Source organism: Trichodesmium erythraeum IMS101 (assembly GCF_000014265.1).
Taxonomy (GTDB): domain Bacteria; phylum Cyanobacteriota; class Cyanobacteriia; order Cyanobacteriales; family Microcoleaceae; genus Trichodesmium; species Trichodesmium erythraeum.
The window spans coordinates 7470099-7485429 of the sequence record NC_008312.1 but is presented as its reverse complement, the minus strand read 5'-3'; the positions used below and the strand labels follow the sequence as shown (position 1 = coordinate 7485429).

The following is a 15331-nucleotide window of genomic DNA, read 5'->3' as shown; positions in this document are numbered from 1 at the left end:
ACTGGAACCAATCCCATTTTTCCTCCTTTTTCTTTCTCCACTTTTGATAGTTTGGGGGACAGTTGAAATTTAATCTTGGTCATAAATTGCTGAGTAAATTTTCTTTAACTTCTGTATAAATTTTTCGCAGTGGTATCCATTATTAACAGGACTTACGCAAGTACGCTATATATAGCGTACTGTCGATATGAAATTCTCCATACTATAATTAGTTTTTTTTCAGATAGATATTACTTTTAATGTATCTTTAAACAAAGTTACAATTAGGTTAAATTAACTTGCTAAAAAGCTTTAATTATTAGATGATAATGACAGGATTATATTAGTTCAAAAATATGAATTTTAATTTTGTTGACTACTGTCAATATTTACTTAAATCTCACACAAATTTTACTATAACGCTACGCCGCAAATCCAGAGTGAAAATATTAGCCATGATACAATAAATCGCTATTTAAGAGCAGAGTCTTTAAATTCAGAAGATTTATGGCGAAATGTTCAAGAAGAATTTGTTTGGTGATACCGAAGCTTATTTAATTTTTGATGACACAGTAATTAATAAAAAGTATGGATATAATATTGAACTTACACGAGGACAATATAGTGGTATAGGTTCATCAAGTTGTTTGCGTTCTATCAGCTGCGAAGTTCGTGGGTCTTGGAATAGTTAATTGTGTATATTTTAATCCCCAAAATGAACAATTATGGATTATAGATTATAGAATTTATGACCCAGATACTGACAAGAAAACAAAAATAGAAGAGTGTTGAAGAAATGATACTTAATGCCATAAATAATAAGAAAATACCATTTAAAACAGTATTAATGGATTTGGGTATGCAACACAAAAATTAATGGGATTAATAGATAATGATAGAAAAATTTACTACTGTCCTTTAAAAAGTAATCGCGCGCGTTGATGATACACGAGGTGCAGAAAAATACAAAAAAGTTCAAGATTTAAATTGGAATGAAGCTGAAAAAAAGTCAGGAAAAATAATTCTAATTAAAGGGTTTCCACTCTGCCAAAAGGTGAAAATATTTTGGATTAGGTGTATCTGCCAACTTCAGCAGAATATATTGTCACTAATGACTTGACTCAATCATCACTCTTATGATGTAGAGTTTGAATCTCAAACTAGATGGAAAATCGAAGAATTTAATAGAGAAATTAAGCAATTAACAGGTTGAGGATTTTGTCAGTGTCGTCTGCGAATAATTCAGAAAAATCATATTGTTTGTGCAATGTTAGTGTGGAACTTCTTCAAAAGATTTGCTACTAAAATAGGCAAAAGTATTTATCAAGTTAAGCATGAATTATTATCAAAATATCTAAGGGATCAATTGAAAAATCCTTCAATTAAAATGAAAGTTATTTGACTTGAAAAACTCAAGGTTTTTTGAGTCAAAATAGTTAGGCGATTGCTAACGCAAAGCTCCGCTAACGCACATGACTATAGTGAAGTTCGTCGAAGTTGTCATGCGCTATATATAGTGTCTTTGCGTAAGTCCTGATTAAGTAAAATATCTATTTTACGAATGTTTACAGGTTTAGGTTTAAAGTAGTCAATATTATCTGACAACATTTCAATTAATCCCTCGTCATCATCAGTTTGTGATGACACATATCCTACGGATAAAAAAAAAAGAAAGCCTAAGCTATATATTGCTAAGTGTTTCCTAAATTCCATTAGTAGCTTACAAGAAACAGAATGGAATCCATTGGACTTTACACTAGCATTACAGGTATTTTTTACTGCTTGTAAATCAATAATTATTACAGTTGTTCTGGACCCCTTTTTTTTAACTTGTTGACTGACTTGAAAGTACAATACATTTCTAATTTTATCAATTAGCCCTGTTATTCAATAGATTTCTCTATGTATAGGGCAAGTTTTCTTTTTTTTTGGCAATAACGGTTCAATCAGAATCCATTATTAATCTTTTACAATGCTTGAATATGACATTTACCTACCTGTTGGTTAAATACTTGGGGATCGCTACTTAGTATAACCATTTAACTCATAAGTCTAAAGGTAACGGCAGAGTCATCGCCTGTTATAAACTTTAGAATTCCTGTTATTTGGATATTTACGACTATTGAGATCCAAATTTTGTTTTTTTGAGCTAAAACGCATTTTGCAGTTCATCAAAGGTGAGCAATTTCAGGATCTCTAAAGTTTTCTAGTTTGAATATGTGTTTCTGCCAGCTATACCTAGTTAAGCACCATGTTGTGGGAAATAACAGTCACTTTCTCAATGGCTCGGAATCATAAACTATTGAGGGATATTTTTCTGCAAAACTCTTTAAGACTATAACTATAACTGATCAAACAGGGGTTTTTCACACATTAACCGCCACACTCACAACACAAATAACTCTGTTTTACCTGACGATGGCCTTTTTTTTTATTACTTTATAGCTTTGACAATAAACATCTCCAAAATAGAAAATAAGGTAAAATTATCAAAACCATTTATGTATAAAGTCTCCCAAATGAATCCAACTTTAGAATATATTTATAATCATCCAAAAGAAACAAAAAGAATTATTGGCATTACTTATGAACAGCTAATAAAATTAATAGCAAAGGCCCAAGTAATAGAATCAGAGAAAAAGGAGGCGATCGCCAAAACAGAAAAAAGATTAATTAAAGCAGGTGGAGTCAGAAAAAAGAATTTAACAAAGGAAGAAGAAATAATTTTAACGTTATTTTATTTACATCAAATACCAAGTTTTCAAACATTAGGAATTAACTTTGGTATAAGTGAATCAAGTGCTAATAATATTTTTCATTACTGGATAGATATTCTCAGAGAATTACTGCCAGCAAGTTTATTAGAACAAGTAAAAAAAAAAGAAAATGAATTGGAATGGGTAAAGGAGATATTAACAGAATTAGAATTAATTGTAGATAGTACAGAACAAAGTAGAGAAAGACCAAGTGAATATAAAGACCAAGAAAAATATCAAATATGAAAAAAGAAAAATCATACTTTTAAAAATCAAATAATAACGACACCAAAAGGAACAGAAATAGTAGATGTAATAGTAGGAGAAAAAGGTCCAGTAAGTGATGTAAAAATATTAAGAAAACAACAGGATAAATTTGATAAAAAACAAAGGTTTCAAGGAGATAAAGCTGATGAAGGAGTAGAAAGAACTACTACACCAAAAAAGAAACCAAGAAAAAAAGAAATGCCGCTAGAAATCAAAGAAGAAAATCAAGAAAAAGCCAGAAAGAGAATATTTGTAGAACATATAATAAGATTAATTAAAATATTTACAATTGCTAGAGAAAGATTCAGATTAAAAGATAATAATTATCAAAAAGTAATCTTAACAATATGTGGTTTAGTGTGACTAAGAATTGGCTCTTTTATATTAGTATAAACCATCAAAAGCCGAGATAAAAATAATAAATCAAAGTACAATAAATATTTGAATTAGTAACATGAAGTATCTCTGATGCCCATAAAACTGTACAAATTAACTATCTTCATAAGTAGCGATCGCACCACTAAAGATAGTTAGGATAAATGTTTGAGTATTTTTGGAGATGTCTAATAAGGAAAATCCATTTCTTAATAAAATTCTAGAATATCATTTTCTATAATGCAACACCAGTGAAAAAGTATATTGTTCATGGACTGTTTAAATTAATTCCAGAATTATAACTTTTGTTGCATAAACTTTGAAAAATTAATTGGTTATAAAAATAGATATCTAACAAATAAAGATGATGCCATGATCACAGTTTAAATGCAAAACAGCAAATCGGATTTTATCTGGGGTTAAACTTAGGTAGAACTTATTCTAAATATAGGAGAGAGACGATTATATTTTACTTTTTTCTAAAAGTACAGATCAAAATATTTTTAACAGTGGGGGAATAAGAGTAAATCGTAGCTTTGAATAAATAGAACTGCGACTGACTGGTTTAGCAGTAAAGTATGATAATTGAACAAAACAAATTGTTAATAAGCAACAATAAATGTTATTATAATTAATTCACAGTATTATTTATACTTAAACAGTCACTGGAGCAAAAAAATAGACTCAAAAAAGACAACTCAACTATTTTACATTAAAAAGGTATAGACCTGCGTGGAAGCAAAAGTTTTTGTCATAGCCTTATGGTATCAAGGTAATTCCCTTGTCTATAATTACTTTGATGAATTTTTTAACCAGAAGATGTTTAAGTACTACTAGTAAAACGTTGAATTGAAGTTAGGGTTTCAATTAATTATGACTACACAAGTATCACCGAAAATCAATAGCCTTGGAGACTGGGCATCCTTAGCGTTTAAAAAGTATTTTTATAAAACTCTCAAACATGAAGCAGAGGTACTTAAAGATCAAGATCCAGAACAACTCCATCAAATGCGGATAGGTATGCGTCGTTTGCGCTTTGCAGCTAAAGGTTTTAGACCTGTTGTAGCTTTGCCAAAAGCTGCTAAAAATCAAAGAATTGGTAAAATTGCTCATTGTTTAGGAGGTTTAAGGGATTTAGATGTGCTTTTAGAAGCTCTAGAAAATCAATACAAACCAAATTTACCTACTTCAGAACAAGTCGAACTAGATAAAGCTTTGCAAAAGTTACTAAAACAGCGTCATCAAGCTTTTAAGAAAGTACAAAAAATTCTTGGACATCAGAGTTATCTAATGTATAAGCAGAAATTTCAGGAATGGCTAGATAACCCAATTTACAAAGATGTTTCTCAACTACCCATTCAAGGAGTATTACCAGATTTATTATTACCTGAAATTAGTCAATTATTTCTTCATTCAGGTTGGTTAGTAGGGGTAGAAAAAGAGAATTTAGAAACAAGTGATAATCATAATTTCTTGCTACAAAAAACTAATTCCAAATATCAAGTCATTAAAATTAATAATGATATTTCTGCTATAAATATTAGTGATGCTGAGGAAGAAAGGCTACATAGTTTGCGTAAGGAAGTCAAGCGAGTTCGTTACCAGATGAGTTTGTTTACTGAATTTTATGGTTCAACTTATGAGGCTTATTTAAAAGATATGAAAGAACTCCAAGAATATCTTGGTGATATTCAAGATAGTGCAATTATCAGAAAATTTCTGGAAAATATCTGGCACACTAACATTGAGAAAGTTCTTCCCAACTTAGTTATGCAACTAAAACACAGCCGAGAGAAAGCCTTGCGCAAATGGCAAGTTTTGCAAAGACGGTATCTTAATATTCAAGTTCGACAAAATTTTCGCTCAGAATTATTGCGACCTTTGAAATAAAGAGCAGATAAGTTGATATTTTTAGCCAAGAATAGACAACAGCTTAGATTTAAGAATTCCTTTGGAGAAAATTTCTGTAAGCATTGCTTTGATAGAGTTATGTCTATTTTTGAACGCCCCTGTTACTAGATATAATGTTCTAGTTAATTTGATTGAAGGGTGCTTTGACGCGATCACAGATCTGATCATAATTATAATGGGACACTCATTACAGAGCAGCCTACCAAACTGACAATTTAATATTATCAGGACTTACGCAAGTACGCTATATATAGCGTACTGTCGATATGAAATTCTCCATACTATAATTAGTTTTTTTTCAGATAGATATTACTTTTAATGTATCTTTAAACAAAGTTACAATTAGGTTAAATTAACTTGCTAAAAAGCTTTAATTATTAGATGATAATGACAGGATTATATTAGTTCAAAAATATGAATTTTAATTTTGTTGACTACTGTCAATATTTACTTAAATCTCACACAAATTTTACTATAACGCTACGCCGCAAATCCAGAGTGAAAATATTAGCCATGATACAATAAATCGCTATTTAAGAGCAGAGTCTTTAAATTCAGAAGATTTATGGCGAAATGTTCAAGAAGAATTTGTTTGGTGATACCGAAGCTTATTTAATTTTTGATGACACAGTAATTAATAAAAAGTATGGATATAATATTGAACTTACACGAGGACAATATAGTGGTATAGGTTCATCAAGTTGTTTGCGTTCTATCAGCTGCGAAGTTCGTGGGTCTTGGAATAGTTAATTGTGTATATTTTAATCCCCAAAATGAACAATTATGGATTATAGATTATAGAATTTATGACCCAGATACTGACAAGAAAACAAAAATAGAAGAGTGTTGAAGAAATGATACTTAATGCCATAAATAATAAGAAAATACCATTTAAAACAGTATTAATGGATTTGGGTATGCAACACAAAAATTAATGGGATTAATAGATAATGATAGAAAAATTTACTACTGTCCTTTAAAAAGTAATCGCGCGCGTTGATGATACACGAGGTGCAGAAAAATACAAAAAAGTTCAAGATTTAAATTGGAATGAAGCTGAAAAAAAGTCAGGAAAAATAATTCTAATTAAAGGGTTTCCACTCTGCCAAAAGGTGAAAATATTTTGGATTAGGTGTATCTGCCAACTTCAGCAGAATATATTGTCACTAATGACTTGACTCAATCATCACTCTTATGATGTAGAGTTTGAATCTCAAACTAGATGGAAAATCGAAGAATTTAATAGAGAAATTAAGCAATTAACAGGTTGAGGATTTTGTCAGTGTCGTCTGCGAATAATTCAGAAAAATCATATTGTTTGTGCAATGTTAGTGTGGAACTTCTTCAAAAGATTTGCTACTAAAATAGGCAAAAGTATTTATCAAGTTAAGCATGAATTATTATCAAAATATCTAAGGGATCAATTGAAAAATCCTTCAATTAAAATGAAAGTTATTTGACTTGAAAAACTCAAGGTTTTTTGAGTCAAAATAGTTAGGCGATTGCTAACGCAAAGCTCCGCTAACGCACATGACTATAGTGAAGTTCGTCGAAGTTGTCATGCGCTATATATAGTGTCTTTGCGTAAGTCCTGATTATGTCTGCCTGAATACTTATACTTTGGTAAATGTTGGCAAAGGGTAAAAGGGTGAAAGATTTCTTCCAATTAAAACTTAATATTAGAGTTGTTGGGAAATAAGGTTAAATTAAGTTAAGAAAAAATTGGTGCTGAGAAATGCTAAATATAAAACGGGCCTTAAAAGATGATAGGTTACTCAGAGCATTAACACCAATTAAATCGTAAAGCATTTCAATTCTTACTCTTAACCTTTACTCAAATATATGAGCAAATATTGAGGAACAAACCTCGTCAACGCTCTGTTGGAGTAGGCCTTTTGGCTCGTTTACCCACTGTTGAAGACAAATGATTTTATATCCTCTTCTACTTGAAAAGTTATCCCACCTTTGATTTGGCTAGTATTCTGTTTGACATGGACCGTAGCCAGGCACATTATTGGGCTCATCGCTTACAGCCTATATTAGAAGCAACCTTGGGAGAAAAAAAAGCACTACCAGAACGCCAAATCAACAGTTTCCAAGCATTTATAGAATGTTTTCCTTGAGTAGAAGGAGTAGTAATGGATGGCACAGAACGGCCTATGCAACGACCCAATGACTCAGAAAAACCAAAACTGAATTATTCAGGAAAAAAAAGCGTAATACCTGTAAACACCTAGCAGCAGTAGACCAAAACAAACAAGTGCTGGTATTGAGCCAAGATCGAGTTGGAAAATTACATGAGGAAGAAATTACATGAGGAAGAAAAGTTGATAGGAAATATACCAGGGGAGATACTAATTGAAGTTATGAGTGGGTTTCAAGGTATTCAACAGCAATATAAAAATATCCACATACCCCATAAGAAACCAAAAGGGGGAGAATTAATAGCAACAGCAACGCCTTGAAAATCGGACATTAAGTCAATAAGCGGGTGATATGTGAAAACGCCTTTGCGGGTATCAAGGGCTATGGGGCTGTTAATCAGATTTACCGTAATTATAAGTATGATTTTGATGACAAATTAATGTTAACAGCAACTGGAATATGGAACCTGTAACTGATGGCAGCATAAATAATAAAATCACGCTCTCAAAATTGATTAGTTTGATTTTTATTGTTCGCGCTCCCTAAGTTATTTCCCAAGAACTCTATTATAGATTATTAGAAATAAGAGATATATATTAACAAAAAAACTTGAAAATTACATATCTCAATCTTGCGAATCTGTCAATCTAAGTTAATCTATTGAACTTAGTTAATTTTTTTTACTTTTGTTGCAATTTTTTGGGCAGTTTAATATTTTTACTTAATACTTAAAGCACAAATAATAGACTAATTTAGTTTGATATTAATGAATTATTGATGCTCTGTAATCTCATCGCCATGCTTTTCACCATCTTATAATATTATGGCTGTGGCGTTAGTAAAGGTTGATTTTATGGTAGCTACTGTAGTTAGTACAAAAATTACAAATAGTCAGGAAACTTTGATAATTCAAAACCCAAAGTTAGGTTTATCTCTTTGCGGTAATATTTCAATTCCTGGAGATAAATCAATTTCTCATCGCGCTTTGATGTTAGGAGCAATAGCTCAAGGCCAAACTAATATTCAAGGTTTACTCTTAGGAGCTGATCCCTACAGTACTGCTGGATGTTTTTCACTTCTTGGGGCGAATATTTCCCAACTTAATTCGGAGTTTGTACAAGTTGATGGAGTGGGTCTTTTAAATCTTACAGAACCATCTTGCGTTTTGGACTGTGGTAATTCAGGCACTACAATGCGACTAATGTTGGGAATTTTAGCATCCCATCCTGAACATTTCTTTACTGTGACAGGGGATAGCTCCTTAGTACAACGTCCAATGTCTCGTGTTATTCAGCCACTCACAGAAATGGGGGCTCAAATCTGGGGTAGAAAAGGAAACAGCTTGGCACCTTTAGCAATTCAGGGACAAAAGTTACGACCAATTCATTATTATTCTCCCATTGCTTCAGCTCAGGTGAAATCTTGTATTTTGTTAGCTGGTTTAATGGCAGAAGGGAAAACTACGATAACTGAACCTGCTCTTTCACGAGACCATAGTGAAAGAATGTTAAAAGCTTTTGGAGCAGAAATTCAAGTGGACCCAGAAACAAATAGTGTGACGGTAACAGGTCCGGCTCAACTTAAAGGCCAAGATGTAGTTGTGCCTGGTGATATTAGCTCCGCAGCTTTTTGGTTAGTAGCAGCAGCTATTGTACCTGGCTCAGAATTAGTAATTGAAAATGTTGGTGTTAATTCTACCCGTACAGGTATTTTGGAAGTATTAGAAAGAATGGAAGTAGATATTAGACAGGAAAATCACCGAGTTGTAGCAGGAGAACCTGTAGCAGATTTACGGGTATGTTACAGTTCATTAAAAGCTTGCGAAATTTCTGGTTCTATTATTCCCAGATTAATTGATGAAATTCCAATTTTGGCCGTAGCTGCTATGTTTGCTGAAGGGACAACAGTGATTCGGGATGCTGCTGAGTTGCGGGTCAAAGAAAGCGATCGCCTAGCAGTTATGGCCACCCAGCTCCAAAAACTGGGGGCTAAAATTATAGAACTACCAGATGGTTTGGAAATTACTGGTGGTGTTTCTATAACTGGTACAGATGTTGAGAGCAATGGGGATCATCGAGTAGCAATGAGTTTAGCGATCGCTGCATTGAATGCTACTGGCATTACTAATATCCATCATGCTGAAACTGTCAATATCTCTTATCCCAGCTTTGTTCAAACTCTACAACAAGTCTGTACTTCAAACATAAATTAGGTTAAAAATTACCCAAGTTTTAGGCATCGGCTAAATTATGAAAAATTAACCAATGCCTAAGTTTTAAAGTCCTTTCAAGTATGATTAACTATCAGATGGCCTATTACCTAGTATTTGCTCTTTCCAAGCTTTAATTTCTGCTGATAACTCCTGACGGTTAGAAGCACGAATTAGATACCGATATGTAAACCAGCCCGAATAGATAATACCAATTAACTCAAAAGTTGGAGCTAGCAGTGGAATATCATTTAATGATTCAAGTACTGCCAATATTACCTTGAAAGTAATAATGAGTCCTACAACTGTAACCAGAGTAAGAATTGGCTTTTTATATTGTCCAAAAAAACCACTAATAATTGCTGGTAATTCTGAGAATGTTTCTAAGAATTGGTTCTTGACATCTCCAAACTGATTAGATGTTTTTTCAGAATTGGAGACTTTAGCTAAAGAACCTGCTTCTGTAGCATTTATTTCTACTTGCTGTATAGTGTCTTGTTTTTGTTGCATAATAGTGCCCCTTCGTTAATAAGTTAATTATGACAAACATAGAGGTTTTCCATGATTTTATAGGACATGACCTACTTTACCTTGAAGTTATCTCTAGACTTAAACGTAAATCAAGAAAACTTGACATTGCCAGAATAATTGATCAAGTTGATATATCAGTGTAGTAAATCACAATTGAAGGAATAGATGTTAAATCCTTCTAAGTCCACTTCTCTATGCTCAGTCAACCTGGATCTATGGGCTATGGTTAAGTTTTTCCCATTTTAAACAGAGATTATGAAAAAAAGCAGGTCAGTTTTGGGCTGAGGCGCATCAAAATTATGTTCCAACCCCGGGTAATATAGCAATTCCCATAGCTATGAGGTACAGTAACAAGAATTGTTAAACCAATTGCGGATATCTTGTTAACTAATTTTTAATATAGTTGAGGTAATGGCATCAATTAAATCTTTATAATTTCTTGCTTTAACTATTCTTAGAATAGCTTTCGTCTTTGACTAAAAGTTTTCAATTGAAGAAAAATTAGGTGAATAAGGAGGTGAAAATAACAGACTAGCTCCAACTTATTCAATAACTTCTCTCACCATTTAGGAGAAATAAATTTTCCCATTGCCCATTATAACACAAGCTCCCTTCCATAGTCATGGGACTACTTCTTTAAGTATAAAAGTCTCAAAAGTTACTCCATTTACTGCTCCATCAATATTTCTTTTTACTACAACTTTTTCTCAAGATATAGCTCCTATCATTGAGATATTTTGTGCTAGTTTTTGAGGTTTTTATTCTCTGGTTCTTTTCCTTTTTAATGCTGTAGCATATAATTGAAGAATTCCCAAATTTACTCTTTATTCATCTATATAAACTAAATTATAGGCCTTTATCCCTCTGACTCTTTCCCAATATTCTACTCTCTTATATTGGAGTTGAACATTTTCTTTTTCAGCTGTATACAATATTTTTTGTGAGACTGTAGTTTAATTTTTCAGTTATCCAATTGATTGTATTTTTTCCTACTTTTACTCCTGTGGCTACTTCGAGTAATTCCCATGACTTCTCATTAGTTGCATCATTATTTTTCTCCATTATTTCTACTAAGATTAATAACTCTTCACTATTGAGCTGAGAAGGAGGACTTACTCTTTGAGGTAAAGGTTTAATATCTCCAGTTTCTTGATATTTTTTGGTTAAGGTTTGAATAAAATTTTGACTCTCTCCAAACCTATAAGCTAGATTCTTTATAGACATTTTTTCCGTAGCCACAAATTTCTACAATTTTTTTTATAAAGTCTATAGAATAAAGTTTCATCAGTTTCGCGATCGCTAAAAAATTAGCTCTTCTAGTGTACCTTATGACTATGGGAAATACTATAAAAATATTCATGCAAATATGATTATTTCTGCTCAATTGAGTATTTTTTGTTAAGAAACCCTGATTATTTAAGATCATCTGTTAATCAGCATCTCTTCCTAGCTGAAGCACCTCAATTAAAATAATAATCACAAATATTTTTTTCTCGAATCTTGAAAGGGGAGGCTATTAACCTAATTTTTTTTTAAGGAATATATTTTAGTACTACTAATACCAAAAGAATGTTACAAATAGTCGGAGTAAATGAAGAGAATTTAACAAATTTATTTTTGATTCAAAAGGAATATTAAAACGAACATAATCATATTTAAACTAAGTAGCTCAGTATTGGGCGTTGCACAGTGACAAATGATTAGGAGAATTGAGGAATGTGCCGATGTTTCAAATTGCCATGTTTCAAAAATAGATCAGCAAGCGCATTGACTTGCATAACATATCAATTGACTTGAAATAGCATAAAGTTTTATGATGCAACTTAACTAAGTAGTTTCTTAGACGGCAGTTTTCTAACTCTACTCAGGTCAAGGCTGTTTTACTGACCTTGTGATCGCGATCCTCAATTAAGCAAGGATAAACCTTGTAGCTATCAGTAATATAAAGAAAACAAGCTCAACCTTCAATCATCTGCCATAATATTGTCAAGGTCACAGCCCAGCGATCGCCTATAACAAACTTAATAATTCCTGACATTTGACTATTTACGACTGTCCAGACCCAAATTTTTTTTGAGGCTTTGAGCTATTTCAGGAGTTTCTAAGTTCTCTTCAGGCATTTGTGCTGCAGTAATTCCTACCCAGTTAAGCACTGTCCGACAGAGAAATACGAGTCACTCTCTCAATAGCTCGGAATCCCATGCTGTCAAGGGATATTTTGAAGCACAACTCTTTAATGTCATAATTATTAATAATACTTCATGATTTTAGTAACATTTTACTTTTTCTACTATTTCATACTGTTTGTACTAATAAAAATAATTTTGATGAAACTCTTGGCTATTGCTATTTCATTTTGATTTAATAAATCAGGAAAAGTTTAATTCCTAAGCACTTATTTCAATTGTGGAGTTAAGTGGGAAATTTTAAGCTTATATTTTTTTCAAGAAACAACAAATTTTGTTTTCGTTTTCTAGCATCTATGAATAAGCAACCGTCTCTAACTGTATGGGATAAAAGCATTACTTCCTTCTGCTCATACTCCTCAAAAGAAGTTAGTTATGCTGAGGCATTGATATCTAATGCTCGTGAACTTGTAGTAATAGATAAGGGTGTTGATGACTATCAACAGTTACTTCATAGTATTAAACCTGGTATTGATGGGGTAGTTTTAAACCCAGATAGGGATGGTGTTCAACAAATTACTCAGGTTTTACGGAACTATCGAGGGGTTGAAACTCTACACATTTTGTCCCATGGTTCCCCTGGATGTTTATACTTAGGAAATACTCAACTAAGCTTAGAAACTCTAGATAAATATGGTGAAGACCTACAAAAGTGGTTTATCGAAGTTCCCTCAGCAAATTTACTGATCTATGGTTGTCAAGTAGCTGTAGAAAATACAGGAACAGAATTTCTGTCAAAAGTACAAAGTTTAACCAAAGCTAATATTGCTGCTTCTGCCAACTTGACAGGAAATGCTATCTTGGGTGGTGACTGGGAACTAGAAATTACTTTGGGTCAGGGAGAATTTGCTCGCGCTTTTACATCAGAAAGTTTAGCAGATTATGCTTCAGTATTAGATACTGGTAACTTTTTAGTATCTGGACTTCCCCCATTCGCTCAAATATGGATCGATAAGAATAACCCTTTCGCTAATGTGTCACTTACGGAAACGGAAGATAAAATCACCGCATCCTACAATGGGACACTAGATATTACTGATCAGATAAACGAAATTCTCACGAGACTTAACTTAACCCCCATTACTCAACAGATTAGTGCTACAAATCCTACTTTAATCATTGAAGGAACGGCTCAGAATCCTACGGGTTATAAATTTTCAGGGGAATTTTCTCCCACAGAAGCTATAGAATTTCTGGGTGATACCTTGGGAGTTGAATTACCCAATAACATCCAAGAGCAGCTCAACAAAGTGGGTAAGGTTAATATAAAACCCCTGAGTGGATCTTTTTTTGCCGTTCAGGCGATATAGCTACCGCCACCATCCTCTGCCAACGCCAATCTCTTCAGCATAAGTCTAACAAAACAAAGATTAATCTTGGTGGTGGCATTCTCAAGAGTTCCCATCAATTTTTTTGACTAAACTCTTACATCTTTCCATCCAAGAATTAGTTCTTTCAATGACCCATCTGATTAAACCCCTTTGTCCCTGCTTCTTCTTCGAGGGCTTTCGAGGGCTTAGGTGAGAGCTTAAACCGAATCTTGGTCATAATCGCTGGATAAATTTTTTTCAACTCAATGGCTTTGTTGTATAAAGATAGAAAATATGGTAACAATAAGCGTGTGGCACAAGAAACCTATAGTAAGGGTAGAGATGAGTAAGTCCAAGTCCAAGTCTAAGTACCTCTTCAGCAACTGGTCGTAGGTCTGATGCGTCCCTAAGACAGAGAGGGAGCCTCACATTTTGGTTGAATGATGAAGTCATAGAGCAGTGGGTAAATCAACAAAAAACTGGACGTAGGGGGGCATCAAATACCTATAGCAATACGGCCATTGAATTTATGGTCACTATACAATCATTGTTTGGTCTGGCCGGACGACAGACTGAAGGTTTTGTCGAATCTATATTTCAATTGATGGACTTAGATTTACCAGTACCAGACCATAGCACTGTATCCTGTCGCTTGCTCAAACTGAATATCCAACTGCCAGTTATACCAACTAATGAAACTATTCCGTACAGTAGTAGACTCTACAGGGGTGAAAGTTTACGGAGAAGGTGAATGGAAAACAAAAGTTCATGGTGTCAGTAAACGGCGTACATGGGGTAAATTACACCTAGGAGTAAATGAGGCTACAGGAGAGATTGTCAGTGGAGTAGTGACTACCAATGATGTCAGTGATTCACAAGCATTTTCTGAACTTGAGAAATGGAGTAGATGGGGAAATAGCCCAAGTATCAGGAGATGGAGCAGAGCACAAGTATAAATGTTACCAGAAAGCTAACCAACTAGGAGCAAAAGTAACAATTCCACCCAGGAAAAATGCAGTAATAGGTCAACACGGCAACTGCAAATGCCCACCTCATCCCAGAGATGAAAACCTCAGAAGAATCAGAAAGGTAGGACGCCAAAAATGGAAGCATGAAAGTGGTTACCATCGGCGTTCTCTATCAGAAACCACAATGTTTAGACTCAAAGTGAGCTTTGGAGGTCAGTTACGACGAGGAAAATTCGAAAGCCCAAGCAGTAGAGTTGTTCATACAATGTGCCATGCTGAACCGTATGATTCAAACAGGTAAACCCAAAAGTCACAAAGTGAAAATCTAGTTAACTTCCTGATGGAAGTTTTTGGCGATCACTACTTTCATGCAACAAAGCCCAACTCAATCGTTAATTTTTCCGGGTGATATCCGTCCTGTGGAGAAGAATAGTGATTTTAGGAATATTGACAGGTTTAGATTTGAAGTAATCAATATTGTCAGACAACATTTCAATTAATCCCACATCATCAGAGACTGATATTGCTTAAATGAGTAAAAAAAGGAAAACCGAGGCTATCTACTGCTAGATGCCGCTTGATTCCATTAGTACTCTGTAATAAAAATCCTTTCGACTCTGTACTTGCATTACAAGTATTTTTGATGATTAGTGAGTCAATGATGATTAAAGTTGTCCCGGAGCGCTTTTTTTTA

The 15331-nt window shown here is 33.5% G+C and carries 8 protein-coding genes and 6 pseudogenes; 10 read left to right on the top strand and 4 right to left on the bottom strand.

The features are described 5' to 3' along the window. Nucleotides 1–335: 335 nt before the first annotated feature. Nucleotides 336–1381 (top strand): annotated as a pseudogene (locus TERY_RS31725) (transposase). Nucleotides 1382–1479: 98 nt separating this feature from the next. Here TERY_RS31725 and TERY_RS34110 read toward each other — a convergent pair. Further along, a complete protein-coding gene (locus TERY_RS34110) occupies nucleotides 1480–1626 on the bottom strand; it encodes a hypothetical protein (protein ID WP_155994609.1) in 147 nt (48 codons plus the stop codon). Nucleotides 1627–2498: 872 nt separating this feature from the next. Between TERY_RS34110 and TERY_RS37910 the strand changes: the two genes are divergently transcribed. The 7 genes and pseudogenes from TERY_RS37910 to aroA all read left to right on the top strand — a co-directional run bounded on the left by TERY_RS37910 (nucleotide 2499) and on the right by aroA (nucleotide 9645). Continuing rightward, entirely contained in the window at nucleotides 2499–2981 is a 483-nt protein-coding gene (locus TERY_RS37910; RefSeq protein WP_081432576.1) for a helix-turn-helix domain-containing protein, read from the top strand. A 12-nt stretch (nucleotides 2982–2993) separates the two neighbouring features. Continuing rightward, a pseudogene (locus TERY_RS37905) lies at nucleotides 2994–3365 on the top strand (transposase family protein); the annotation flags it as partial. Between the two features lie 885 nt (nucleotides 3366–4250). Further along, complete coding sequence (locus tag TERY_RS23620; RefSeq protein WP_011614121.1) at nucleotides 4251–5267, top strand: CHAD domain-containing protein; 1017 nt, start codon at nucleotides 4251–4253, stop codon at nucleotides 5265–5267. A gap of 435 nt (nucleotides 5268–5702) precedes the next feature. After that, nucleotides 5703–6748, top strand: a pseudogene (locus tag TERY_RS31710) (transposase). A 531-nt stretch (nucleotides 6749–7279) separates the two neighbouring features. Next, complete coding sequence (locus TERY_RS37900; RefSeq protein WP_370496222.1) at nucleotides 7280–7411, top strand: hypothetical protein; 132 nt, start codon at nucleotides 7280–7282, stop codon at nucleotides 7409–7411. A gap of 174 nt (nucleotides 7412–7585) precedes the next feature. Beyond that, nucleotides 7586–7753, top strand: coding sequence for a hypothetical protein (locus TERY_RS37895; RefSeq protein ID WP_370496220.1), 168 nt, complete (start codon nucleotides 7586–7588; stop codon nucleotides 7751–7753). 533 nt (nucleotides 7754–8286) lie between these two features. Beyond that, nucleotides 8287–9645 (top strand): 3-phosphoshikimate 1-carboxyvinyltransferase, encoded by a 1359-nt coding sequence (aroA, locus tag TERY_RS23605; RefSeq protein ID WP_044137997.1) that lies wholly within the window; start codon nucleotides 8287–8289, stop codon nucleotides 9643–9645. 84 nt (nucleotides 9646–9729) lie between these two features. Here the strand turns inward: aroA and TERY_RS23600 are convergent, their stop codons facing one another. From TERY_RS23600 to TERY_RS37890, 3 genes and pseudogenes are all read right to left on the bottom strand, one after another. Further along, nucleotides 9730–10152, bottom strand: a complete 423-nt coding sequence (locus TERY_RS23600) for a CAAD domain-containing protein (RefSeq protein WP_011614119.1) — start codon at nucleotides 10150–10152, stop codon at nucleotides 9730–9732. Nucleotides 10153–10556: 404 nt separating this feature from the next. Beyond that, nucleotides 10557–11458, bottom strand: a pseudogene (locus tag TERY_RS31705) (transposase). A 415-nt stretch (nucleotides 11459–11873) separates the two neighbouring features. Next, nucleotides 11874–12414, bottom strand: a pseudogene (locus tag TERY_RS37890) (IS1 family transposase); the annotation flags it as partial. A gap of 241 nt (nucleotides 12415–12655) precedes the next feature. Between TERY_RS37890 and TERY_RS26025 the strand changes: the two are divergent. Continuing rightward, nucleotides 12656–13669, top strand: coding sequence for a DUF4347 domain-containing protein (locus tag TERY_RS26025; RefSeq protein WP_011614117.1), 1014 nt, complete (start codon nucleotides 12656–12658; stop codon nucleotides 13667–13669). Between the two features lie 342 nt (nucleotides 13670–14011). Further along, a pseudogene (locus TERY_RS26020) lies at nucleotides 14012–14966 on the top strand (IS5 family transposase). The last annotated feature ends 365 nt before the right edge of the window (nucleotides 14967–15331 follow it).